Below are 25,787 nucleotides of genomic sequence, written 5' to 3'. Positions count from 1 at the left end.
ACCTGATTTCTTCAACCCCATGAATAACCAGGAGAGGGCAGTTCAATACACTGCTTAGCACTATAACACCTCGTTCCTGTCTTGAGGGGATACTCGGCGAAGGAGGATTCCTGCCTTCGCGGGCCTGAAAAAGACCCCCGAGCTGAAGCGCGGGGAGGCGAGTGTGACGAAATGCCATCAGGGGAACGGTTTTGAGGCCGTCCCACAACCTGGATCGGGTGGGCTTGCCAGTCACGTTATCCTATGCGGCGCGACTTTCGCACAGCGCTGCTGACGCTGTGCGGTCGGCCGAATCATGGCTGGTGTTCGGGATCTTAGCCAAGCTGGCTTGCGGCGTCCTCGTCAAGCAGCCATAAGGTCTGTTCGGTACCCCTGGCGAATGAGGAGGGGACGTGGGGGTTGTCTTCATCCCTCAGTGCTTCCTTCACGGCTTGGGCCTTTTCTTGGGTGGAAGTGAAGAGCCAGACTTTGGGGGTACGGCGGATGAACGGGGTGGTCATGGTCACTCGCAGCGGTGGGAGCTTGGGCGAATGGTTGACGCCTGCCACCAGCGTGGTTTCGTCGCTGATCAGCGCCTCGGGGCGGTCAGGGAAGAGCGATGCGTAGTGGCCGTCTGGCCCTACGCCGAAAACGGCCAGGTCCATATGGCCATGGGGGCCGATCCCCCGAATGATTTCATCCTGGTAGGTCCGTGCCGCCTGGGCCAGTGCTTCTGTGTCGTCGGCCTCGCTCGCCCTTGCGATCTGGTCGGGGGTACGAATATCAGCCGGCATTTCATGAACATGGTCCGCAGGTAGATCACCCTTGTCGATGAGCCTGCCGAACCAGGCATCCCGGGCTTGTTTGGCATTGCGTTCAGGGTCTTCCGGGCTCACGAATCTCTCGTCGCTCCACCACAGATGAACCCGCTTCCAGTCGATGCTCGCTGCAAGATCACTGGTCCCCATCAGTGCGTAGATTTCCGCCGCGTCCGTTCCACCGGTCAAAGCCAGGTCCGCCCGCTCCTGACGTGCCAGGATGTCCCCTAATTCGATCAGTATTCGCGCGGCTGTGGCCTTGTTGAGCAGGCTGGTGCTGGCATAGCGGATGATTGTACGCTCGGTCATGGCGTCTCCTTCATGGCAGTGATGTCTATCATACTTGCGCGCTTGCGCCTCCAGTGGCTCCCGGCGCCGAGCCAGCCGTCAACTGGTCACCGTTCATGCACCATGGGCCAGCCCCTGCTGATGACATCCCGATAGACCTCATCAGGATCCAGACGTCCCATTTCCTCGCTCATGCAGTCAACGGCGGTTCGCAAAGGCATGGAGATGGTCTGGCTGGCCTGGCCAGGCTGGTTGATTCTGGCCTGGTCGGCCTTGTGACGTTCCATGCTCATGGTTCCGTCGCTGCGTTTGAAGAAGACCCCGGTGATGGCCTGGGCCTGTGGATCACGCTCAATCGTGACCGGCACCCCAAGCTTCAGAGCCAGCCAGGAAGCCAGGAGCTCCAAGGGCAGGAAGTGCGTCTGGCCGGTCACCCGCACTGAGGTTACGGGCAGATGCGGTGGTTGATCCATCATGGAAGCGAGCAAGGCTCGCCAGATCGTGGTTCTTGTCCAGGAGAGGTCCACGTCAGCAGTACCCGAATGCTTGAGGAGGGAGGTGAAGGCGGTCTGTGGGTCGTCGGCTTCCATGGCATCGGTGATGCGGCTGGTGGCCATGGCCCCGATCGGGTCCTTGGATGGGTCCTGGGGTGGATTGGCGGGCCACCAGACCACCAGGGGGGCGTCCGGGACCAACAGCGGGATGACCAAGGCATCGGAATGGCTCAGGAGGGCCAGGACCGGCCTGAGCACTATTATCTCGCCGGCTCCTGCATCTGATCCGAAACGGATTTCGGCATCCAGCGTGCGGTCACCGTCATGGTTGGTGTTCTTGTAGGAGACGCAATCTTCTGAGGACTGTGCCGCAGCGGTCCGCTGGTCCGCCTCTTGCTCGGCCTGATGGTCTTCGGCATTGGTCACTATGGCGATGACCCGGCAGGGGTGTTCACGACTTGCGGCGTTTACGGTCTCCAGGGCCGTCTCCAGATGGGCCTGCTCGGTGACGATGACCAGGGTCAGCACTCTTCCCTGGGCGGCCTCTCCACGTTCGACGTGGAGCTCGTCAATCTCCTGGGCGATGGCGGAGGTAGTGGTGTTGTTCAGTCTGACGATCATGGCATCCTCCAGTGGTATCCGTCGCGGGCCAGCATCAGATCAGCCTCCCGCGGACCCCAGGTGCCGGCGCAGTAGGGCTGGGGCTGGCCCTGTCCGGCCCAGAACTCCTCGATGGGGTCCAGGATCTTCCAGGAGAGATTGACTTCCTCGGTGGTGGGGAAGAGGGGAGGGTCGCCCAGGAGCACGTCCAGGATCAGCCGTTCATAGGCCTCCGGGGAGGCCTCGGTGAATGAACGCCCGTAGGAGAAGTCCATGTTGACGTCGCGCACCTCCATGGCCGAGCCGGGAGTCTTGGCCCCGAAACGCAGGGTCACGCCCTCGTCGGGCTGTACGCGGATGACCACCGCGTTGGCGCCCAGTTCCCGGGTGGCTGTGGCCTCGAAGGGCAGATGAGGTGCACGCTTGAAGACGATGGCGATCTCGCTGACCCGCTTGCCCAGGCGCTTGCCTGTGCGCAGGTAGAACGGGACGCCAGCCCAGCGGCGGGTATCCACGTCCAGCCTGATGGCCGCATAGGTCTCGGTGGTAGAGGAGGGATCAATCCCGTCCTCATCCAGGTAGCCGACCACATGCTGGGAGCCCTGCCAGCCTGCCGTGTACTGGCCCCGGGCGGTGTGGGCCGCCAGATCCTTGGGAAGGCGGACAGCGGAAAGGATCTTGGTCTTTTCGGCTGTCAGATCTGATGCTGAGAAGGAGACCGGCTCTTCCATGGCCGTCAGGGCCATCAGCTGCAGGAGGTGGTTCTGGATGACATCCCGAGCCGCTCCGATTCCGTCGTAGTAGCCGGCCCTGCCGCCGATGCCCATGTCTTCGGCCATGGTGATTTGCACGTGGGAGACGTAGTTGGAGTTCCAGACTGGTTCGAACATCATGTTGGCAAAGCGCAGGGCCAGGATGTTCTGCACAGTCTCCTTGCCCAGATAGTGGTCGATGCGGAAGACCGAATCCGGCTCGAAGACTTGGGAGACCACCCGGTCAAGCTCCTTGGCCGAAGCCAGGTCGCGGCCGAAGGGCTTCTCAATGATGACCCGTCGCCAGGCCCCCTGGGTGGAGTGGGAGAGCCCCGATTCGGCCAGCTGGCGGGCCACTTGGGGAAAGGCCTTAGGCGGCACCGACATGTAGAAGGCATGGTTGCCACGGGTGCCCCGGACCCGGTCCAGCTCCGAGACGGTGGCCGACAGGCGACGGAAGGCCTCCGCATCGTCGAAGCTGCCCTTGACGAAGCGCATGCCCTGGCTCAGATGTCGCCAGGTGGACTCGTTGAAGGGGGTGCGGCAGTGGGCGCGGACGTTCTCCTCTGCAAAGGCCACGAACTGCGGGTCGCTCCAGTCCCGCCGCCCGAAGCCGATCAGCCCGAAGCTGGCTGGCAACAGTCCCCGGTTGGCCAGGTCATAGACGGCCGGCAGAAGTTTTTTCTTGGCCAGATCGCCGGTGACGCCGAAGATGACCAATGAGCTTGGGCCCGCGATGCGCGGCATGCGCAGATCGCGCGGGTCCAGCAGGGGGTTGTGCCAGGGCGCCTGTCGGCCGCCGTCCTCGTCGGGAGGAGCGGGCTGGTCGGCGGAGCGCGCAAGTGGTGAAGTGTCCATAGTGCTCCTCGTGAAATACCGTGGCTCCCAGTGTACTGTCGGCAGTAGAAGGGCAGGGCGGATTATCCGCTGAAGAGTGCATAAGCGTCGCAAAGGTCACATTTGCGGCAAGGATCCCTAGAATGGTCGGTATGATTCCCAATGTTCCCTTGGCCGAGGCCCTGCACCGCCAGTACGCACCCTCACAAGCCGCCTATGAACTGATACACACCCATTGCCAGATCATTGCCGCCCTCGCGGTGCGTATGGCTGACCAGGTCAACGAACGCCTGCTGTGTGACGATGACCCTGACGGTATCCTGCCCGAGCGTCCCCTGGACCGTGACCTGGTCCGCATAGGTGCCCTGCTGCATGACATCGGCACCTATAGGATTTTGAAGGATGACGGCTCCCATGGTCGGCCCCTGACCTTCCAAGGCGAGCGGTACATCGAGCACGGGCTGGAGGGCTACCACCTGCTGCTGGATGCCGGGGTGGACGAGTCGGTGGCCCAGTTCGCGCGCAACCACACCGGAGTGGGACTGACCCGCCGCCAGGTGGAGGAGGAGCATCTGAATCTGCCGCCGGACGACTACCTGCCGGTCAACCCTGAGCAGGAGGTGGTCATGTATGCGGACAAGTTCCACAGCAAGCACCAGCCGCCTATTTTTGTCTCCGAGCCCACTGCCGCCAAGCGCACGGCCAAGTATGGTCCCGACAACCTGGCCCGCTGGAGGCAACTGGTGGCCCGGTATGGAGTACCGGATCTGCAGCCCCTGGCTAAGTACTACGGCATGACCATCGTCTGATTTGTATGCTTTGTATGCCTATATAATTCGGCATCCTGCTCAGGCTGAGCAGGATGCCGCACTTCAACTTATAAGTAATTGATCAGAATGATGAGATCAAGTTGATATTGAGTTGTTTATCAAGGGATGGGCTCACTTCTGCGCGAGTTCCAGCTCTAGCTGTTCTAGAGGCTTTTGCTTGGTTTCAGGGACATATGCCATGCAGAAGAAGAATGCCAAGAGAGAGAAGATGGCTAACCCGGCGAAGGTCATAGTGGAGCCAAACCTATCGACCAGGATGGGGAAGAACTGAGCAATGACGAAAGTGAATACCCACTGAGACAAGGTATTTGCCGAAGAGGCAAGGCCACGAATTCGAGTGGGGAACATTTCGCCGGGAAGCACATACGATACCGTGCCGAAACTCACACCCCACACCACTACATAGGTCAGCAGCAGGACTATCAGAGCTGGACCGTTCGGGTGGGTCTGGGTAAAGAGGTAGCTTATTGCCCCTAGAAGCACAGTCATGCCAATAGAACCAAATAGAAGTAGAGGTCGACGGCCAGCCTTGTCGATGATCCACACTGACAAGAGAGTGCCTGCCACCAGTGCGCCGCCGACCAGTATGGTGCTTTGCACGGCTGCGTTGGTTCCAAAGCCTGCCTTCTTGAAGATTTCAGGAGCATAGTAAAAGACGGCTGTAATGCCAGTGAACTGCATGAAGAAGGGCACTACAGTGACAATCATCAGTCGCCGCCGCAAGCGAGGTTCGAAAATCTCGGTGATTTTTGGCTTTTCCTCCGAGGCGATTGCTACATTGATGCTGTTCAGCTGGTCGTCGACGGCATCCTTGTCTGATACCAGACGCGAAATGGAAACCCGCGCTTCGTCAAGCCGACCCTGCTGTACCAGCCAGCGTGGGCTCTCAGGGATGAAGCGCAGGCAGATAATCAGGATTATGGATGGTATTACACCGATCATGAAAATGACGCGCCAGCTATAGTCCACATTCCACTGTTCGGCATGAAAGCTGATGACGGCTGCGCTTACACAGAAAATGATGAGGTTGCCGATACAGTTGAAAAGCTGGTTGAAAGAGACCAGGCGGCCACGAATGCGAGCCGGTGCAATTTCGCCGATGTAAAGCGGAGCGACAGTGGTTTCAAGTCCTATGCCTATGCCAACCAGCATGCGTGAAATAACCAGAAACAGAACGTTGGGAGAGACGCTTTCACCCACGGCTCCGATTATGAAAAGGGATGCGACGATGACTAGTACCTTTTTGCGTCCGATAAGGTCGGAGAGGCGACCCGCAAAAATCACCCCTACAATGCAACCTACTGTGAGGCAAGAGGTTACCCACCCCATTGAGGCTGGATTCAGTTTGAACTTGGTGGAGATGAAACCGATTGATCCGGAAATGCTGCCGTTGTCGAAGCCAAAGAGAAAACCTCCTATGGATGTAATAGCGGCTATAAGCATGACTGTGCCGGTGGATTGCTTGGAGCGTTTCACCGGTGCTTGAGTTGCCGATGTCATAAATATCTCCTTATATATGGAAAACAGATGACCAATTTGAGCAGATGGTTCAGATGGATTCGATCTGACGCACGATTCCATCCACGGCTCGAGTGCCGTCAACATCAATCATGACCTTGACGTTGGGTTTGCCTTCGCTTAATGCAATGGTTTGTCCCGTTGAGTATCTGCCGTCGGTCTCTACCACGATCGTCATTTCCTTAAAGGTGCCCAGCGAAGAATCAGCCGCGGATGCAACCGCAAGCGGGTCATAGAGGATGCAGCCGTCGCCCCAGTCGAACATGGGATTCTCGAGATAGGTAGCGCAGATGTCATGGAAGAGCTTGTTAACCGGTGAAGCTGCAGGGTTGATTTCCCTGATGGACTCTGAACGGAGAATGGTTCCTGTTTCAGGGTTTGTTACGTCCAGGCTGATCATGCGCAGGGGTATGCCGGAATTCATGACGATGTTGGCTGCGAGCGGGTCGAAATACATGTTGCACTCTGCTACAGGAGTTATATTGCCGCGACCATAGGTGGCATTGATGCCCAAGGCGCCGCCCATGAATATTATTTCGGGAATATCCTTGGCGATATCAGGACGCATGAGCAAAGCTGTAGCCAAGTTGGTCTGTGGACCTAGTGCGATGATGGAAACCTCACCCGGATGTTCCTCGACTGTTTTGATGATTTGAACGGGTGCTGTAGGGTACTGCACAGCTGACGATGTTCCAGGCAACTCAGGCAAGTCGATTTTTCCTACTTTCCCTCGTTCTCCCTGGTAAGCGGTGATCAGCTCATCCGCCAGTCTTCCTTTTAAAGGCAGAGGGATGCCCTGGGCCACGGGAATGTCCGCTCTGCCGGCGGTATCGAGTACTTTCCTGGCGCCGCGGGCAGTCAACCAAGGTGGGCAATTACCAAAGGTACTGGTCACCGCAAGGAGTTCCAGTCTGGGGTCTGCCAAGGCGAAGAGCAAAGCGATCGGGTCGTCTGCATCAGTGCCTGGTATGCCGACACCTGGATCAGTATCGATTAATACTTTCTTTGTCATCATTGACTCCTTCAATTAATTTCCTATAGAGAATGTCTTATGGCATCCCTTGCTGCAGCTGCTTTGACCGCGGTTTCACATGGGGACGGCCACTTTTGTTCATCGATGCTGTCTGGCATAGATAGCGGCGCCAATGATGCCGTCATCAGCCTTGACCGGTGGGTAAAGGAGGGTGAGGTCATCGGCTGGAACGGGTTTTCGCGTCATACGAAGAATCCGATCCATGAGGTCATCTTTGGGGAAATCCGTCATTTGAGGAACTCCGCCGCCAATCACTACTGCTGTAGGGTCAAGCAGGTTGATGGCGGTGGCAATAGCTTGGGCTAGGTAATCCAGCCATTCCCGCATGAAAGGTTCAGAGCCGTGGCGCGCAAACGCTTGGTCTATGGGTTCGTCTGGGCCGTATTCGGCTGAAATAATACCTGTCAGCGTATTGCCGGCTGTTTTTGTCTCAATGCAGCCGTCGTTGCCGCATCCACAATGAAGACCTGTCCGAGCGGGGATGTGCCCAAGTTCTCCTGCCACGCCATGTCTTCCGGCCAGAATTTTTCCATCTACTGCCAGCGCACAACCTAATCCCGTGCCGATGTAGCACCCTAGCCAGGCGTTGGACGGGTCAAGTTCGAGCCTCTTGGCGTCATATCGCAGGAGCATGTTCACGTCTCTATCGACAAAGACAGGAACGTTGAACTCGCTCAAGCCTTTGCAAACATTGATGTTTTGCAAGGATGGGATAAATGTTGTGTCGATTATAGTCTGTCTGTCGGCTGCCACCATGGATGGAAAGCCGGCCGCTATGGCTTCAAGTTTGCTTCCTTCAGGAAGGTTTCTGTGCAGGTAATGTCGAATGCAGTTGGCTAATTCCGCAACAGGGTCTATGCCTTTCAGAGTCTCCTGGGTTTTGTATACCCTCGCGGCGATCACCTGATATTCGGAATTGACCAGCCCCATACGCAGATGGGTGCCTCCGCAATCTATGCCGAGAATCAGCGCCTCAGGTTCATTCATTGATGCCTGCCGATTCCGCAGACTCCACAGCTGCTTGGTAGGATTCTTCCATAAGTTGCCAAGCGCGGTCTAAGTCGTGGTCAAGGCTGAACAATCCAGCATTGCCTAGGATCAGGGTATCCGCTCCGCTGTTTGCGATTCTGGCGAAGGTGCTTGGACAGCAGTGCCCATCTATTTGGATTTCATATTGCAGGCCCTCCTTGTTTCGGAAGTCATAGGCCTGATGGATTTTTCCCAGTACTTCGTTGATGAAAGGTTGCCCGGCGAAACCTGTGTCCACGGTCATGAAAGTCAGTAGGTCTACTCTGTCCAGAAGGAGCTTGACTTGGTCGAAGGGCGTCATTGGGTTGATAACTAACCCGGTTTTGCAGCCCAGCTCTTTTATTTGGTTCATGATCCGGAACGCATTGTTGCCGATAGTTTCTGCATGAGGGGAGATGATGTCGGCGCCCGCCTGTGCCAGCGGTTCCAGCCATCGTTCGGGTTCATCCGACATAAGGTGAATGTCATTGCGGACTTTGCTATAGGGAGTAATTGCCCTGATCCAATCCGGGCTCAAGGCCAGGTTGGGGGCAAAATGGCCATCCATCAGGTCATAGTGGAAAGAGTATGCATGCTTGTTGAGTTGATAGATCTGGTCAGCCGGGTGCGCCAGATCCATGCACATCAATGAGACTGCAAAATGAGGTAGTTTGCGTTTCATCGTCTGCCTTTCTGTTCATTCAGATCTGTGTTAACGGCCGTGTTTTCAATGAACTTTTTCAGTGTAAAATACTAAATAAATGCACACAACGACGTATATATGTAAAAAAAGAGCATAACTATGACAGAAGTATGGAACTTACTAAAACAAGAGGAAGCGGTCTGCTCCGGTGATGAAATCGATGGGCTGCCACCGGTCACCATTATGCCTGGAATGTCGCTTCCTATGGCAGATAGAGATTTGACCTTATCAGTGCTTTGTGAGTTGATAGCCTCAGGAAGAGCACAGAGCAAGGCGGCCTTGGGCAGAGTTACAGGTTTATCTCGGTCGACTATCACTTCCAGGCTGAACTACTTGTTGCGCAAACGGATCATCACGGCGGACGGAGTCATAGAATCGTCAAGTGGCAGGCCTGCACACAAAATTGCTATTTCTCCAGAAATAGGCGTTTTGGCAATAGCCGATGTGGGAGCTAAACATTCCATCTTCGCTATAGCTGACATGAACTTCAGGCTGCTCGGTTATCATACTGCACACATGGACCTTGAGGCGGAGCCTCCGAGCGAGTTCCTGACAAAGGTGTGTCAAATTCTTCGAGATCTGGCTATGCGATTTGCTGGAAACAGGCCTTTTCGCCACTGTGTTCTCGACTTGCCAGGTCGGATCGATAAGGAGGCGGATAGGCTTTTCAGACCACCTATCATGTCTGGGTGGGACATGTTCGATGCCCATAAGGCTATGGAAGAGCTGCTGGGATGCCCGGTTACGGTCGAAAACGATGTTAATGCTAGGGCACTTGGTGAGGCTTCCGTTCTTTCGGTGAAGCAGAGACCTGTGATAGCGGTTAAGGTTGCTACTGGCATTGGTGCGGGCATTATCGATACTGGAGATCACATATTGCATGGGTTTGATGGCTCTGCCGGTGAACTGGGCCATACCTCATTTGATCCTAAGAACAGGAGGAGGTGCAGGTGCGGCATGACAGGATGCTTGGAGACCACCGCTTCCGTCCCTGCCATTATCGCAGCCTATAATGAACGTCGTCCCAAGAGCAGAGTCGATGATGTGGAAGAACTGATTCAACGCCTCCGCTCTGGCGATGCCTTGGCTCAAGAGCTGGTCATCAATGCTGGCCGATCTATCGGTCAAGCGATTGCTTATGTCTGCAATGTGCTCAATCCGCATAAGGTGGTGATCTCGGGCCTACTGGTCGACAACAGTGATGAACTGCTAACGGAAATCAGGACGAGTGTCTATCAATTGACTCGACCTTTGGCTTCGCGCAATTTGACTATCTCAAGGAGCTCGATAGGGCCTTTGGCAGGTGTGGTGGGATGCATGGTGCTGGGCGTAAAGACCACCCTTTCACCCAGGTACTTGCTCAAGAGACACAACTAAGTGCTGATGAGGAATCACTTGTGTCCCCAGTATGTACGGTAGCGGAAGTGAAATTGACTGACCATCCAGGAATCAGGGTGGTAAGGGGTCATCCGGTTGCTTTGGCAGAGGGTCTGTGACTTGGGAATGGTCTGCCCGTAATGTTGCAACTTATTCAGCGCAACTGATTTATTTTCGCATCCTTTAACAGTATTGGTCTCTAGATTGTAGGCTATTCCTGATTCAGGAATACGTCCAGCTTGGATGGCAGCCATGAAGCCTTCAGTGCCGTCAAGGCCATAGTTATATGGTGAGCAACACCATGCTGGGTTGGCTTCAAGGACTAACGGGTGCACCGACTTGCGACCGGCTTCCGACGTGGCGGAAGCAAGAAAGGCTATATCCAGGCATACTGCGTCAATGCCCCCCTGTCGGGCGGCAAAGATAGCTGCTTCTTCAGCCGGGGCGCGCATGTTCTCGCTAAAATGAGCCCCATCAAAGACGGTGATGATATCGCGACTATCAGGACCCTTGTGTCGACAATATCCACTTGAGGCCACGGCTCGACCATCCAAGATAACCACGCGCCATTCTTGGTCGATTGCTTCCAGGTGACTACTGATTTGTATTAATGAATCTCGGGGTGCCTGTTTTAGACCCTCCTGTAGTTGTACCAAATTGCGACGTGCGGCTGAGAAAGTCGGTACGCGACCACCAGCCACTTGAGACCATGGTCTGACACCTAATTCTCTGGGTAGCTCCGACCAGCTGCGGATGTCTTCAACTTTGGCAACTAACACCGTCCTTCCCAGTAGGTTCCTGTCCAGGAAGGTCAGCCAATTGGCCGGAGGGGACAGCATCTTGAGCTGAGGATGTCCCAACGATTTCAGCCAGGCATTCTGGGCAATCAACAGTCCTGGGTCAATCCAGAGGGCATCGCCCGCCTTTATGCCGGATGTCGGTGACAGCCCGTTCTGCCAATCCAGATGCCAATGGCTGACCTTTGAAAGTTGCTCAATTACGGTCTGAGCGATCCACTCGCTGTGTGAGATGACATGGCAAGTCAATGGTCCGGATAAACCAAACCCTTTAGCGCTGGGTCGGCTGTGACTGTCGGATTCGGTTCTGGGCTCAGCTGTTGGGATAGCGTTCAAGTAAGCCCTCCGATTCGGATGTTATGTCGATTGTGCTGATCACAGCGCAATCTTTGGGAACTGGGTTATTCCCAAGTAACTCGGAAAATAAATCAATCGAACAGTTTCACAAAGATTAGTGTAGTGCTGTCCGTCCCCGGCCCGGAAGGTCGGGGTTCAATCGACGATGAACCGGTCGTCGTAGGTGCCCTCGTCTACGGTGTCCGAACCGCCTGAGGTCAGGATGATCACGGTGCAGTCATGACGGCGGGAGACCCGCTTCAGTGTGGCCAGCAGGGTGTCCCAGTCGCCCGGTTCCAGCCCCTCGGTGGGTTCGTCGGCGATGAGCACGTCGCATTCGCAGCACAGGGCACGGGCCACGGATGCCAGGCGGAAGTCCAAGGGGCCCAGATCAGCGGTCAGCTTGTCCTGCAGACGCTCCGGGAAGCCCACCTCATCCAGCAGGTGACGGGCCAGATTGTCCTTGGGGCCTAGGAAGGTGCGCCCGCTGGCATCCATGGTGTAGACAAGATTCTGCACGGCGGTCAGGTCATGCCTCAGGGCATCGGTGCCGAAGATGGCCCCGATCTGGTGGCCGCGATAGTCGGAGGCCAGCAACTGGCGCAGATCTGTGCCCCGGAAGAGCACGCTGCCCTGGGTGGGGGCGCGCAGGCCGGTCATCAGGGCCATCAGAGCGGCCCGTACGGAAGGGGAGGTGGTCTCCACCGAGTAGATGCGGCGACGTTGGAATGCCAGATTGACATCGTCCAGGATCTGTTCGGGGCGACCTTGGATCTTGCGCGTGTATTCCACGTGTTTCAGGGAAAGCACCGGGTAGCCGCCGGGAACCAGCACCCGTTGGTCGTCGGTCTCCAGCAGCGGGTCCTCCTCCTGTCCGCCGTCGAGATCTTCGGCATCTTCATGCTCGATGACCACCTTGAAGGCAGCCAGCGAGACATCTTCTTCCGAAGAATCCTCCTCCTCGGACTTCTTGTTGGTCTGAGTAGCTGCCCCTTCCCCGGATTCGGGCAGGGGTTCGGCGCTGGCATTCTCGCTGGTTTCGTGCTCAGCATCGGCCGACGCTTGAGCAGTTTGCTTCTGACCAGTCTTTGCCTGGTCGGCGGTCATGGTTGCAGCCTTTTCCTGGGACTCTTCGTTAGGCTGCTGGTCCGATGTCTTTTCACTCATGCCTCGTCCTCCAGGTCGTTGGTGTATAGCTGGGCGGTTCTGAAGGCCGCTACCCTGGCGGCTGCTGCCAGAGCGAGGGCCAGGCAGACGGCCAAGCCGATAAGGATCATCTTCCAGATCAGACCAGCATGAGGCATGCTGGCCAGGCTCCCCAGCCGGAAGAGCGCCCGGCCCAGCGGTCGGCTGATCACGGCACCTAGAACCAGGCCAAGGGCCAGTCCGGTCAGGGCGAGCAAGAGGGTCTCCAGGGCGAACTGCCAGCCCAGCCGGGCCTTGTGGACTCCGATGGTGATGGCCATGCCGATTTCGTTGGCGCGGCCGCGCAGCATGAGGAAGAGGCAGCCCAGCAGAATCAGCCCGCCCAGCAAGCAGACCAGGATGATGGTGGTTCGCGCCTGGCCGGCAGCCTGGTGGACCGGCTCCATCCGCCGCTGGTAGTCCTTCAGGCTGGGAGAGTCGATGTCGTACTGCGAAGCCTTGAGCCCGTCCTTGCGCATCTCCTTGATGAACTTCTGGTAGGTGCTCGGCGAGTCCAGGACGAAGGCCACGAGCAGTTCGTGGCCCGGGTCTCCCGGCTTGCTGGCTGTATCCAGCCCCAGCATGGCAAAGGTGGGGTAGGCCGTGTAGATGGCCCGGTTGGCTGCCTGGCCGGCGGTTTTGCGGTAGTGATAGATGCCCGAGACGGTCAGCTTGACCTGCTGATCCTGCTGGCGGGGATCCTTGATGGCCAGAGTGTCGCCCACCTTGAGCCTGTTGGCCTGCGCCATCTGCTTGGAGATCAGTACGGTCTGGGTACCGGAGGCATTCTGCGAGGCGTAGTCCAGCCCCTTGCCCTGGTCCAGCACGAAGGGGCCGTGAGGCAGGGTGGGCTCGGCCTCCTTGTCGGAGACGCCCACCAGGGAGTAGGTGCCTGACTGAGGCAGCCCCTCCGGGCTGATGTTCGCGGTCTCATGGAAGTAGGCCTTGTACTGCATGCCGTCCATCTGCAGGCGCTGTGCATACTTGGAATACTCGTTCCAGCCCAGGGGGGAGACCTTGGTTCCCCTGCGCGGGCTGATGACGGCATCCACCTGTTGGGATTCGTAGTCTGTGGTACGTGCCTTGGTGTCAGCCTGGAGCACGGTGGCCGCCGTCGTGGCCAGAGCCATCACGACCAGGCAGGCCAGAACCATGACCAGGCTCCGCGCCGCATGCCGCCTGATGGTGAACCAGGCGTTCTTGAGAACGAACATGACACCCTTCCTGATAGCGTTCCAGGGATGACCGGGCGGCCCACAATGGCGGGCCTAAAGTCCGGTCACCGTCCTCCAGTCTAGCCAGGGACGCTCCCAAGCTAGCGGTGCGAACTTGGAGCTTGCTGAATGTCTCGCTCGGCCTCCTGTTGGTCAGCGTGGGAGAAGTTGCGCACCTTCAGGGACACGACCAGAGCAGCCAGAATCAGCACTAAGGTGAAGACCAGTCCGTAGTGGGTGCCCCTGGTGAAGGCTTGGGCTTTATCAACACCGGTTGCCTGCCCCTCGCCCATGGCCAGCAGGGAGGTGGTGATGGCTGTGGCCACGGCTCCTACGATCTGCTGCATGGTGTTGATGATGGTGCTTCCGTCGCCGGACTGCGGGCCGCTCAGAGAGTTGAGCGCGTAGGTCTGGGCTGGCGACATGGCCAGAGGGCAGCCGATCATCAAAATGATGTGGGCAGCCACCACCAAGGCCACAGGGGTGTGCGGGCCGGTGAAAAGGAGGATGACCGTGCCAAGCAGGGCGACAAGGAATCCGCAGCGGACGGGCATTCGGGCTCCGAAGCCGTCATAGAGCCGGCCGGCGAAGGCTGAGACCAGGGCGTTGATGGCGCCGCCGGGCAGCATGAGTATGCCGGTCATGGCTACGGGCAGGAGCAGTCCCCGCTGCAGGAACTGGGGCAGCAGATACATGGAGGAGAGGATGACTGCGAAGTCCAGCATGACCAGGGTGGCACCGTAGCGGAAGGCCGGGATGGAGAAGATGCGCAGGTTGAGCACCGGGTGCTCCAGGCCCAGCTGGCGACGAATATAGAGGACCAGTGCAGCCAGGGCCACAACCAGAATGATCAGGGTGACCGGGGAGAGCCATCCATAACGGCTGGCCAGGCTGACTCCTGCCACTAGTCCGCCGAAGCCGACAATGGACTCCAGAATAGAGGTCAGGTCGGGACGCTGGTGGGTGATGGTTCCTACGTTCTTCAGGAAGCAGACGGCGAAGATCAGAGCCACCACCAGGAAGGGGGTGAAGAACCAGAAGATCCAGTGCCAGGTCAGCTTGCCCAGGATGATCCCGGTCAGGGTCGGGCCGATTGCCGGGGCGAACATGATGACCAGGGCGCACATGCCCATGACCGTGCCCAGACGGGCAGGCGGGAAGATCAGCATGGCCACGGTGAACATGAGCGGCAGGATCAGGCCAGTGCCGATGCCCTGGATCAGCCGTCCCGTCAGCAGGATGGGGAAGGTGGGGGCCATGGCCGAGACCACCGAGCCCGCCAGGAAGGCGACCAGGCCGAAGATCACGGTCTGCCTGGTGGTGAACCACTTGGAGATCAGGCTGGAGAAGGGCAGGACGATGCCGATGACCAGCATGTACCCCGTGACCAGCCACTGCACGGTTGAGGCGGGGATCTGGAAGCTCTCCATCAGGTTGGGCAGGGCGATATTGAGCGAGGTCTCGCTCAGCATGCCCACGAAGGCCCCGATCATCAGCGCGGCGATGGCTGGCCAGGGATGGGGGACGGCCGGTCGTGACCGGTGAACAGAGGCAGGGGTGGACGTGTTGTGCACGATAATGATCTCCTTCTTCAGACAAACAGCACGCCATCTTAGGGAGGTGGTCATCTTTTCGTAAGTCGGCATGTCTACTCGCTTCGCCGAAGGCGTGCCGCATCGGGGTGGAAAAGGTTATGCTCGGGAATGGTCGTCAGAGACCATAAGGAGGGTGCGTGTGGATTGGCATGCAACGGTCTACGGGTCAAGAGCCGTTGGTTCAGGAGGCCATGGTTTCTATGATCCGGGCGACGACGAGGAGGGGCGGACCTTTGGCGACCCGGATACCATCTCTGACGCCGCTCTGCGTCGATTGGGCGGCAAGGCCTACTTCCGCGCCCATCAACTGCTGGATGACTGCCGCTTTACGGACCTGCGCCTACGGCACCTGGGAGCTTTGACCGTTCTCAAGGGACGTGTGCCCGCCACCTATCAGCCAGACGGTGACTGCATGGTCCAGGCTCGGCTGGATGAGCAGGCCCATCGGGTCATCGACTCCTCCTGCACCTGCCGGGCCTTTGGGCGTCAGGGTCCTGCCTGCAAGCATGTGGTCGCCCTGATCATGGCCTACAACGAGTCCAGCCAGTCCTTTGCAGGATCGGATGACTGGGCCGGCGATCAGGGTCGGACCGGTTCCGCCCGGTCAACTTCGGGACCTTTGGCAGCCTATATGCACCGGCAGGAGGGTCGGCGGCGGCAGGCCTTTCGTGACCGCCAGCTGAGCCTGCTCAAGCAGGAGAACGGGCCGGTTGGTGGCCGTCACCTGCCCATCGGCTCGGTCGGGCTGATTCCCGACCTGACCAGCGAGCGCGGAGGCTGGCTGGTCCGTCTGCACATCACTCTGTCCTCCCACGGGGTCGCCTACCTGGTCAAGGATCTGTCGGCCCTGCTGCGCGCTGTGGACCAGGGCGAATTCATGTCTTACGGACGGCGGTTGGCCTTCATCCATTCTCGTGACACTTTTGATGACCGGGCCCAGGCTCTGCTGACCATTCTGGAAAGGGCCGGTGCTATCCGCCGTAGTCTGGCTGAGCAGGAGGGGGGCATGCGCCGCCGTCTTACCCGTGCAGGATTGTCGGGGATCCGGCTCAGCGACGACGAGGTGGCGCAGATCCTCGACCTGTTCGTGGACTCTGGACTCACCCTGGACTACACGCCTCCCGAGGATTCCTTCCTGCAGACCATGCCTGCCCCGGTAGTTGGCGGAGATCCGGACCCTGGCATCGCGGTCAGCAAGGAGGCGGATGGCTACCGGATCACCCATGCCCTGGCCGTGGAACGCTTCGTTGTAGGCCAAGCACATTCTTTCGTTATCGTGCGCCCCTCACAGCCCGGCATAGGGCTGGATCCGGGACCGGTCATCCACCGCTGCAGCGCGCATTTCATGCGTCATCGGGACCTGCTGGAGACCCTCTGCCGCCCTGGCGAGGATCGGGATCTGCATCTGGACGCCGACGACCTGGATCTGTTCGCCCGGACCGTCCTGCCTGACCTGAATCAGGGTTCCCATGAAGGATCTGGGCTCTCCGCCAGTCTGCCCGAGGAGCTGGATGCCCGGCGGCGGCCGCCCTGCAGGATCGAGCTTTACCTGGACAGGGATCGGCAGGGAGTCAGTTGCGATCTCAAGGCTCGCTACGGGGATCGTCTATTGCCAGTCGGTGCTGATCCCGCCTCGGAGGATGAACCCGGCAGGGATCGGGAGAGCGAGTCTTTGGCCCGGCAGACGGTTCGCCGCTACTTTCCTCTGATGGAGGAGGGGCTGGCCCGCATCCCCGAGGAGAACGAGGAGGCCATCCACACCCTGCTGACCCGGGGTCTGCCCGTGCTCAAGGGGCTGGGGCGGGTTTTCTCCACCCCGGCCTTCGACGGACTGAGCGTCGTCTCTCATCCGCAGATCCGCGTGGGTGTCAGGGTGCGCTCCGGTCTGGTCGAGATCTCGCCCATCGCCGATGAGGTACGGCCCGAGGAGGCTGCTGCCATCCTGGCTGACCATCGCCGTCGTCGCCGCTTCCATCGGCTGCGCAACGGGGCCTTCGTCGAGTTGGCTGATCTGAATACGGATGCTGTGGACACCCTGGCTGAAGACCTGGGCATTGACCCTGCTGATCTGGCCAAGGGGCCGGTCCGGGTGCCTGACTTCCAGCTGGGCTACCTGGATGCTTTGATGCCCGAGCAGGATCGCGATTCCAGTTTCCGTGACTATCTGAAGGAGCGCAAGCCTGATCCTCAGGTGTTCAAGGTTCCCGACGGGCTGCGCGGGCAGCTCAGACCCTATCAGGCAGAAGGGCTGCGTTGGCTATGCACCCTGAGCGACCGCGGCTTCGGCGGCATTCTGGCCGACGAGATGGGTCTGGGCAAGACCATACAGATGCTGGCCTACCTGCTATCCCGTCGGGATCAGGCCAGGGATAGGGGACCCTCGTTGATTGTCTGCCCGGCCTCCTTGGTCTACAACTGGGAGGCCGAGTGCCGCCGCTTTACGCCGGATCTGCGGGTAGCGGTCCTGGCGGGAGGGCGCAGCCAACGTCAGGCTCTGCTGGATCAGGCCGGGTCCTACGATCTGCTGATTACCTCATACGATCTGCTCAGGCGGGACCTGGACCGGTATCGGAGTCTGCCCTGGTATGCCCTGGTTTTGGATGAGGCCCAGTACATCAAGAACCACGCCACCAAGGCCGCCCGTGCCGTACGTGCTCTGGACAGCCTACACCGGTTCGCTCTGACGGGCACACCCATCGAGAACCGGCTGTCTGAGCTTTGGAGCATCTTCGACTTTCTGATGCCGGGGATGCTGGGTCCATACTCTCGGTTCCGGGACCGCTTCGAAATGCCCATACTCAGCGGCGACCAGGATGCCCAGTCCCGGCTCCAGGCCCTGGTGGGACCCTTCATTCTGCGCCGGCTCAAGTCCCAGGTGCTGACGGATCTGCCCGAGAAGATCGAAAACGTGATCAGCGTGCCCCTGCAGGGTCGGCAGCGCAAGCTCTATGCAGCCCTTGAGCAGGAGCTGAGGGCTACCCTCAACAAGGAAAGGGATCAGGAGTACGAGGTCGGCAAAATCCAGGTCCTGGCCCAGCTGACCAGGCTGCGGGAGGTCTGCTGCGATCCGCGTCTGGTCTACCAGGATCAAGGTCGGGACCGGCGCGGCGATTCGGCCAAGTTGGATGCCATCGAGGATCTGGTGGTCTCCTGTCAGGATGCCGGACGGAAGATGCTGATCTTCTCCCAGTTCACCTCCTACCTGGACCTGATAGCCCAACGGCTCCGTCGGCTGGACGTGCCCTACGATCTGATCACTGGCGCCACCTCCAAGAAGCGGCGGCTGGAGCTGGTGGAACAGTTCAATAGGGATGCCACGCCGGTCTTTCTGATCTCCCTGAAGGCCGGCAACACTGGGCTCAACCTGACCGGAGCCTGCGTGGTGGTCCATGCGGACCCCTGGTGGAATGCCGCAGCCCAGGAGCAGGCCAACGACCGCGCCCACCGGATCGGTCAGACCCAGGACGTCAACGTCTACCAGATCGTAGCCAAGGACACCATCGAGGAGCGTATCCTCAACCTGCAGCACAGTAAGAGCGACTTGGCATCGCGCTTTGTCGATTCTGCCGCCTCTACCGGTGCAGCCAGCGTGGCCAGGCTGAGCAGAAAAGACCTCCTGGCCCTTCTGGGCTGATTTTGATCGCATCTTGATGTGAAAATCTACTTGAACCTAATAGTCAGCGGCCTTGAATGCGGTGTCATCATCGATGGCGAGGCCCTTGGGTTACGGTTCCGGTTATTCTTGATGCAGTAGTCAAATCGAAAGACTATGTGTATGAGCAGATTGACGGTTGCTTCACCTCGGACTTGGTGGTTTCGCAGCGGTCGATTATCGGGTTATGGGAGCCTGGCCATCTTCAGCTCCTTTGATGACGGGAAGCTGGAGGAGAGAGCATGATCAACGGCATGCAGATGTTCTGCTCAGAGTTTTTGGGCACAGCACTTATGATGGCCATCGCTTTCATGGTCGCAGCCAGCAGATCGCTTCCCAAGACAGGGGCCTATCGAGCCGACTGGATCAACGCTTCGTTGGGCTGGGGCCTTGCTGTCTATGTAGGCGTATATGCAGGGTGGAAAACGGGCGGCCATCTCAACCCGGCCGTGACTTTGGCCAGGGTAGTCGGTCACTGGATTGATCCACAGGCGACCTTGAACGGCCTGGCCATGGGCAAGGGCGGCATTCCGGTCACCTTAGCCAATGTGGCCATCTTCATTTCCGCCCAGTTCCTGGGTGCTTTCTTTGGCACCTGCCTGGGCTACCTGGGTACTCGCAAGCATTTCGAACTTCCGACCGATACAGATACCAAACTCATGGTTTTCTGCACCAAGCCTGCTATACGTTCGAATTTCTGGAATCTGACATCGGAGGCTATCGGCACGGCCATTCTGGTTACCTGGGTTTTCCTCAATGGGGGGACGCCTACCCAGGTTGGGCCCTTGGGCGTGGCCCTGGTCATCACGGTTCTGGTCATGGCCCTCGGCGGGGTTTCTGGTGCGGCCATGAATCCGGCACGTGACTTTTCCGCTCGATTGGCATACTGCCTTCTGCCCATGTCCGGCAAGAAGGATGCGGACTGGAGCTACGCTTGGATACCCTTTGCCGGGCCGATCATCGGAGCCTGCATAGGTGTGCTGGCGCCTGTCTGGATGGGGCTTCTGCCTTGATCGTCGGCATGGAAAAGCCCTCGGTTCCGTCAGGAGGACAGGACCGAGGGCCGAGTGAGTCGGTCAGCTCAAGGTCAGTAGCTGGTTGAGGTGGGTTCCTGGAAGCGGACCGTCAGCCCGCGGCCATGGTGAAGGAACATCTCGGCACCATGGCGGTCGACGTCGCGGTGAGTGAAGAGCATGCGGATGGCGAAGGCCGTCTGGACATCATCAGGCAGGTCCAGGAAAGCCTTATGGGCATCCCATCCATCGGCGGCGACAGCCTTGTTGGGTACATAGGCATATCCGTAGCCGTCCTCGTCCACGTAGCCCAGGAATGGCAGATCCCATGCCTGGTGATAGCTCAGCTGATTCTTGTAATCCTCGACCTTCTTGAGGGCCTCGTCGCTGATGCCGTACTTGCGGGCGACATCGTTGGCCTTGGCGGTCTTCGCGGCGGCATCTTTTTCGAACATGGAAGTATCAACAACAATGACTGTATCGTCTGCCATGACTGACCTTTCTGTCTGACGGCCTGCACGTGTGACAATCGACATCATGACCATGCAGGGCCATGACCGTTCAGGTGACCATCCATCGTCGACGGTCACCTCTGGATGCAAGATTCCTTCCACTTGCAAGAATACCAAATTTCGCCTGCAGATAGGTGCAGGGAACCGTGAGGTTCGCCATGGGTGCCTGTCACTAACGAAGAATAGGTCCAGCTGTGCTCGTATGCGGGGAACTATCAGCCCAAGTCAGCATCCTGATCCCTGCGATGCCGAAACAGGCACATCAGTGCCAGGCCGAGGACGGCAGCGCCGATAGCCAGCGCTACAGGCATGACCATGTCTGAGCCTGAGGCGGCTAGGGCTTGGGAATCTGCAGATGGCTTTGCTTGGTCATCAGAAGATTGGTTTTCTGGCACCGGTTTTTGACTATCGCTGGTTTGGCCCGGTTTGCTCGGTTCTACCGGTGGATTCGGCTTGTCATGTCCTCCGGAGTTGTCTGGCTTGGCCGGCTTGGCCTGGTAGGTGTTGGTGAAGGTGGTGTCCTTGCTGGTGACGGTGGCTTGGAGCTGGCCGTTGAGGTCGTCGGTGACGTGGACGTCGACCGTGGCCGCGTGCCGGTCGTAGGTGATGCCGGGCAGGCTGCCCTGGTCCTCGCGGATGGTGTAGTGGTAGTCGCCGGGCTGGTCCAGGGTCAGGTCGTTGAAGGCGATCCTGCCCTGGGCGTCGTTGAATGCCGAGCCCGCTTCATGGCCGGTCTCCCCGTCGTACAGGTGGAAGGTGAACTCCCCGGCTTTCAGGTCCCGGCCCTGCAGGTGCTTGGTGGCGGTGATGACGGGCTTGGCCGGCTTGGCCTGGTAGGTGTTGGTGAAGGCCGCCGTGTCTATCTTCTTGCCCTTGCTGTCAGTCCACTGCGCCTTGGCGGTACGTTGTAACTGAGCTGCATCGGTTGTCAAAGTGATGGTCAGGATTGCAGTGCTCTGATCATACGTCAGGCCAGGAATGGAGCCGGTTTCCTGGTGTATACGATACTCGTAGCTGTCATCGTCGGGCAGAGCAGACACGTTGACGGGCACCTGGGCATTTTTGTTGTCGGCGTCTATGGTGATTTGGCTGGGCAACGCTGCGGACGGTGCGCTATCCAGGGGCTCGATAGCCAGTGTGAAGGAGTCTGAGTTGAGCCAGTTCCTGCCTTGGATCTGTACTTTGACTCCGGCAGACACCTCATTGGTGTCCATTGTTCCTGTCAGGCCACAGTTGTTGAAATCCAGGGATTGGCTGGCTGCGTCCACCATATCCTCGGCTTTCTGGAACTTAATATCCTTGATGACGGCGCCTTTCATGGTTCCGTTCTCCAGTATGTCGCTGGCTGAGGAGTTTTCGCTCGGGCTGGCTCCGCTGGCCTTTTGGATTGTCGTAGACAGGTGGGTCCAGTTCGTATTCGGAGCGGGGTCGAACCGCAGGTGGAATTGCCCTGCCGGTATATTGGTCAGTTCGTACTTGCCCTGGGAATCAGATTTTGTGCTCAGATCATCATGTGGGGTGACGACCGACTTGGCGGGCTTGTCGTCAGTATCGTTGAGCAGGGTAACTTTGACATCTTTAAGCAGAATATCGTCCGAAGAGCGGGTGCCGTCCCCATCGACGTCGTACCATACGATGCCACTGATGGAACGTTGAACAACCATGGCCTGAGCCGGCATTTGGTTCAGTGCATTGCCCCAGCGATTCCGATAGAGGTCGCCGGAGGAGTTGTTTCCGGGATTTATATGGAAAGTAATGTCATAGCGGAATTGGTTGGGCTGCCCATCGATGATGAAGGCCCAGGCCACCACGTTTGCAGGCATTTTCACTTCGCCACTTGTTGTGTTGAAGTCAGCCTCGTCCCAAGAGAGGTATTCCTGGGATTGTATGGAACTCGTGTCATTGACCTGCCATCGAGAATCTGTGGTGTAGCGGATGGTGATTCCGATCAGACTAGCCCCCGCCGAAGCTTTTACGTTCATATCGGCAAAAGTAGGTTCCCCGTGGAAGTCGGGTTTACCGCTTGTCTGTTTGTACGGCATGATGTCGATGGCATAGTGATGCTGCTTGCCACTGCCTGAGGTGCTGCTCAGCATGTTGGTGAAGCCGATTGGTGCACCGACTTCATTAGTGTCCTGTACGGCCGAGGTGGAAAGGGTGGTTGTGTTGGTCCGCCAAGCGTGGATGGTGAAGGAATCGGCAGTCTTCAAGTATGTGTTGGGCTGGGACATATTCTGTTTTGACTGAACTGTGGCAGAGGTCGTCAGGTCTTCGTTGGAGCCGATGTCTTTGCTGGGGTCAGTCAGGTCACCCAGGGAGGTGGAGAAGTGGATGACGCGGTTGTTGCCATCCACAGGGATGTTGGTCAGTGTCCAGGACAGAGTGGTGATTCCGGTTCCGGGGTCCGTGCTCACTGATGGCTCACAGGCGGTTCCGCCCTCTATGTGGCCCATTTCAGGCGTGGCTTCCGTATATGTGCCACCCAATCGGGCGCTTCCGGGGATGTAGTGGAGCTTTGCTGGCAGTTTGTCGGTGATGTAGAGTTCGGTTTTGGCGCCCTTGTTGGCTTGGGAAGCTGAAGTGCCGGTGTTGATGGTTAGCCGCCAGTCAACGAACCGTTGATCGCTGTCTATGTCAAAGTATTCTTTGGGTTTGGAATTGGTGCTTGTTTGTGCCACGGCGTTGGAGATGGTGTTGGTTTCGCCGGCTACATAGAGGCTGTCCCCGTGTTCATTGCCGCCGGTGTCTCCGCCCAGGTAACCGTTTATTTGGTCATAGTTGGCTTTGGTATAGCCTCCGACTGACGTGGCTAAGACGGGAGATTTGATTTTGGCCAGATCGTAGGGGTTCTGTTTCTTGGCCCACTCCTCCCATTCCTGATCGCTGGAGTTCTCGGGGCTTAACCCGGCCATAGCTGCTAATTGGCTGCGGGTGAAAGTGCGCGAAACTGATGTCAGCTGGGCTACTGAACTTACTTTGGCATCGGGGAGGACGTTGATCACAAATCCGCCGAAGCCGAATCGGGAATTCTCTTCGGCAAACCTGGAGGGCGCGGCGGTGCGCCCGCCCAGCAGCATGCCTACAACCGTGCCATGCTTCTTTGCATCCTCCTGCGTGCTATAAAAGTTCAGATCCTCTATGTCGGCATTGGCTTGCTCAGTGTCGTTTTTCCAGTCCTTTCCGTCGGGTTTGGTGGCGTACATGACCAGATCCAGCAACGGGTTTTTATCGCTCGTTGGATCATTGTATTTGCCGTTCTGCCAGATGCCGTTGCCCCAGGGAAGATCCAGACCGTCGGAGTTTGGCAGTCCAACTACCTTTGGGTCGATCTTGACCAAGGACATTCCCAGCAGAGGCAGATCAGCCTTGCTGGTTTTGAAGTTAAAACCGGCCGTTACCCGCACTTTGGTCCCTGCGACTGCTGAGTCGGTCCCCCGTAGATTGTCAGGAGCAGTCCACCACCCGCAGTCCACGCCGTCATCAAAATAGTTAGGAGCCGTCATGCAACTGTATTGAATGATGTTGCTGATGCCTGCCTTTATTGTGCTGGAGCCTAGCACGAAGATGACGTTGTGCCACATGTCATCGGATTGGTCGGTTTGGTTTGACGTGTCCGTGGGGCCGGTGGCAGAGGGTAAAGACTGGTTTGATAGCGATTTCGCACTCAGGTTGCCGTCGTCGACCTTGCTCTGCAAGCTGAGACCGGTCTGTCCATAGTAGTTGGCCACGTCCTTGCCGTCGACAGTGGAGGGGTTGAAGACATATAGGTAACCAGTGGAGATTTCGGCCACTTCCTGTCGCGTGCAGTCAGTCGAGGCCAGGGCAGGCGTGCACTTGGCGTCTGGTGCATAGGTGTGTCCCAGGTAGGGGAAGGGGTCGTTGGTTTTATAGTCCTTCAAAGTCAGGTCCAGCCTGAGGCCCTGGCTGTTGCGCTGTTCAGCCACGGTGTATTGACCATTGCCTTGGACTTGGTCCTTCCCAGCCGTGCCACCCGTGGATCGGGCATAGCCATAGTTGCTGAGGGTGGGTCTCCAGCCCTGATCGCCGGTGTTGCGTCCGCTGTTGTTGAAGTCGCCGTCGATGGTGCCGATGTCCCAGAAGTAGGGTTGCAGATCCGCTATCTTCGGGTAGGCATCTCCGCCAGCGGTCTGCCACAAATTGCTCAGTGACAGGGAAAAGGTAATGGGGCCAGTGGGAACATCCAGACCCTTGAGGCCCTTGGTCCGATCGGGCCAACGCATGTCAACGGCCCAGTTGAACTTGCTGATGATCCCCTTGCGCTTACCTAGCTCATGGTTGGGGTAATTGCTGGCGGCTGGGGTGTTGAAGTCGAATGTTTGGTTGCCGGAGCCTTCATTGGTTCCGCCAGTGATTCGCAGGTTCAGATTAAGCTTGGCCGACACGGTGACCTGATCGGATGTGGCTGAAGCAGGATCGGTCTTGGTGGTGGTATTCGGAGCGCCCCAGGCTTGGACCTCGGGGGCGAATTTGCTGCCATTGGGCATGCTTCGGACCCGGAGGACCAGAGTGACGCTGGAGGATCCCGGAATAACGGTAGGCAAATTCTGTGGGGCGGTGAGTAGCCTGTAAACGGTAAGCACCTGTGTCGGATGACCGTCGATGGTCTCTGTAGTTTGCTTTGGCTGGTATTCCGGCGTAGTGTCCACCCAGCCCATGGAATCCACATCAAAGGTGACCTGATCCTCAGGTTGGTTCAGTCTGAATTGGAAGCCAATTCGGCCTCGGCGATAGCTGGTTGTCTCGTTGCGGGTATTTACGGCGAAAGAGTAGGTGTAGGACACCTTATCGAAAGTGCGCACTATGTCATTGTCTGCATCGTGGTCGTCGCCGGGGTTGTTGTCGTTGTCGAAAGGAGCCGTGCCAGTGGAGCGGGATGCTTGGGACAGTGTGGTGACCACGGCGTCGTCGGTGTCCAGCATGTCCTTGATTGCCGATTTGGCGGTCGGCCTTCTGCTGGGTTGTATGGGCGCGGCCTGGTTCGGGGTGGTCGATTTCTGAGTGGTTTGGGTCGCTCCAGACGTGGCAGCGTCTAACTGTGGAGTCGAGGTTTGGGTCGACGTGGACGATGTCTGCTGTGCTTGTGTCGTTGCAGATGTTGATGTGGAGGTGGTGGTCTGGGCATCAGCTGTCTGTCCACCATCGGCTAAGGCCATAGTGGGTATTAACGTGGCCATAGCCAACAGGCCGGCCAGGACTTTTCCGCTCAAATTACCCTTTGCCACGTT

Annotated in this window: 17 protein-coding genes; 4 read left to right on the top strand and 13 right to left on the bottom strand. The window is 58.1% G+C overall.

Annotation, left to right across the window (positions count from 1 at the left end):
* Window positions 1-314: 314 nt before the first annotated feature.
* The 3 genes from pgl to zwf form a co-directional block, all read right to left on the bottom strand.
* Complete coding sequence (gene pgl, locus J3T93_RS05125; RefSeq protein WP_267430809.1) at window positions 315-1,106, bottom strand: 6-phosphogluconolactonase; 792 nt, start codon at window positions 1,104-1,106, stop codon at window positions 315-317.
* Window positions 1,107-1,192: 86 nt separating this feature from the next.
* Window positions 1,193-2,200 carry a glucose-6-phosphate dehydrogenase assembly protein OpcA gene (locus J3T93_RS05120; protein ID WP_267430808.1) on the bottom strand — a complete coding sequence of 336 codons (1,008 nt, stop codon included), beginning with the start codon at window positions 2,198-2,200 and terminating at the stop codon, window positions 1,193-1,195.
* Window positions 2,197-3,678: a glucose-6-phosphate dehydrogenase gene (gene zwf / locus J3T93_RS05115; RefSeq protein ID WP_258561583.1), complete on the bottom strand. Its 1,482-nt coding sequence runs from the start codon at window positions 3,676-3,678 to the stop codon at window positions 2,197-2,199. Before zwf ends, J3T93_RS05120 begins: the two co-directional genes overlap by 4 nt.
* Before the next feature lie 233 nt (window positions 3,679-3,911).
* On the opposite strand from zwf, the gene J3T93_RS05110 reads away from it, so the two are divergent.
* The gene (locus J3T93_RS05110; RefSeq protein WP_267430807.1) at window positions 3,912-4,577 is read left to right on the top strand and encodes an HD domain-containing protein; all 666 of its coding nucleotides are present in this window, start codon (window positions 3,912-3,914) and stop codon (window positions 4,575-4,577) included.
* Between the two features lie 132 nt (window positions 4,578-4,709).
* Here J3T93_RS05110 and J3T93_RS05105 read toward each other — a convergent pair whose 3' ends face one another.
* From J3T93_RS05105 to alsE, 4 genes are all read right to left on the bottom strand, one after another.
* On the bottom strand, window positions 4,710-6,098 hold the full coding sequence (locus J3T93_RS05105; RefSeq protein ID WP_267430806.1) for a sugar porter family MFS transporter: 1,389 nt from the start codon (window positions 6,096-6,098) through the stop codon (window positions 4,710-4,712).
* 49 nt (window positions 6,099-6,147) lie between these two features.
* On the bottom strand, window positions 6,148-7,131 hold the full coding sequence (locus J3T93_RS05100; RefSeq protein WP_267430805.1) for a nucleoside hydrolase: 984 nt from the start codon (window positions 7,129-7,131) through the stop codon (window positions 6,148-6,150).
* Between the two features lie 96 nt (window positions 7,132-7,227).
* Entirely contained in the window at window positions 7,228-8,136 is a 909-nt protein-coding gene (gene alsK, locus J3T93_RS05095; protein ID WP_267430804.1) for an allose kinase, read from the bottom strand.
* Window positions 8,129-8,839 carry a D-allulose 6-phosphate 3-epimerase gene (gene alsE, locus J3T93_RS05090; RefSeq protein WP_267430803.1) on the bottom strand — a complete coding sequence of 237 codons (711 nt, stop codon included), beginning with the start codon at window positions 8,837-8,839 and terminating at the stop codon, window positions 8,129-8,131. The genes alsK and alsE overlap by 8 nt, the downstream gene beginning before the upstream one ends.
* A gap of 120 nt (window positions 8,840-8,959) precedes the next feature.
* Here alsE and J3T93_RS05085 point away from each other — a divergent pair, with 120 nt between their 5' ends.
* Window positions 8,960-10,237, top strand: a complete 1,278-nt coding sequence (locus J3T93_RS05085) for an ROK family protein (RefSeq protein WP_267430802.1) — start codon at window positions 8,960-8,962, stop codon at window positions 10,235-10,237.
* 14 nt (window positions 10,238-10,251) lie between these two features.
* Here J3T93_RS05085 and J3T93_RS05080 read toward each other — a convergent pair whose 3' ends face one another.
* From J3T93_RS05080 to J3T93_RS05065, 4 genes are all read right to left on the bottom strand, one after another.
* Window positions 10,252-11,370, bottom strand: coding sequence for a hypothetical protein (locus J3T93_RS05080; protein ID WP_267430801.1), 1,119 nt, complete (start codon window positions 11,368-11,370; stop codon window positions 10,252-10,254).
* A 156-nt stretch (window positions 11,371-11,526) separates the two neighbouring features.
* A complete protein-coding gene (locus tag J3T93_RS05075; protein WP_267430800.1) occupies window positions 11,527-12,537 on the bottom strand; it encodes an ATP-binding cassette domain-containing protein in 1,011 nt (336 codons plus the stop codon).
* The gene (locus tag J3T93_RS05070; protein ID WP_267430799.1) at window positions 12,534-13,769 is read right to left on the bottom strand and encodes an FtsX-like permease family protein; all 1,236 of its coding nucleotides are present in this window, start codon (window positions 13,767-13,769) and stop codon (window positions 12,534-12,536) included. Before J3T93_RS05070 ends, J3T93_RS05075 begins: the two co-directional genes overlap by 4 nt.
* Before the next feature lie 101 nt (window positions 13,770-13,870).
* Window positions 13,871-15,415, bottom strand: a complete 1,545-nt coding sequence (locus tag J3T93_RS05065; RefSeq protein ID WP_267430798.1) for a DHA2 family efflux MFS transporter permease subunit — start codon at window positions 15,413-15,415, stop codon at window positions 13,871-13,873.
* A gap of 88 nt (window positions 15,416-15,503) precedes the next feature.
* On the opposite strand from J3T93_RS05065, the gene J3T93_RS05060 reads away from it, so the two are divergent.
* Together J3T93_RS05060 and J3T93_RS05055 are read left to right on the top strand one after the other, a co-directional pair.
* A complete protein-coding gene (locus J3T93_RS05060) occupies window positions 15,504-18,998 on the top strand; it encodes an SNF2-related protein (RefSeq protein ID WP_267430796.1) in 3,495 nt (1,164 codons plus the stop codon).
* 260 nt (window positions 18,999-19,258) lie between these two features.
* Entirely contained in the window at window positions 19,259-20,029 is a 771-nt protein-coding gene (locus J3T93_RS05055; RefSeq protein ID WP_267400443.1) for an MIP/aquaporin family protein, read from the top strand.
* 74 nt (window positions 20,030-20,103) lie between these two features.
* Here J3T93_RS05055 and J3T93_RS05050 read toward each other — a convergent pair whose 3' ends face one another.
* A complete protein-coding gene (locus J3T93_RS05050; protein WP_267400445.1) occupies window positions 20,104-20,520 on the bottom strand; it encodes a glycerophosphodiester phosphodiesterase in 417 nt (138 codons plus the stop codon).
* Window positions 20,521-20,756: 236 nt separating this feature from the next.
* Window positions 20,757-25,784 carry a Spy0128 family protein gene (locus J3T93_RS05045; protein WP_267430794.1) on the bottom strand — a complete coding sequence of 1,676 codons (5,028 nt, stop codon included), beginning with the start codon at window positions 25,782-25,784 and terminating at the stop codon, window positions 20,757-20,759.
* Between the last annotated feature and the right edge of the window lie 3 nt (window positions 25,785-25,787).

Origin of the sequence: Bifidobacterium sp. B4111, assembly GCF_026537235.1 — a bacterium.
GTDB lineage: Bacteria > Actinomycetota > Actinomycetes > Actinomycetales > Bifidobacteriaceae > Bombiscardovia.
The sequence above is the reverse complement of the archived record's forward strand: the minus strand, read 5'-3'. Positions and strand labels throughout refer to the sequence as shown.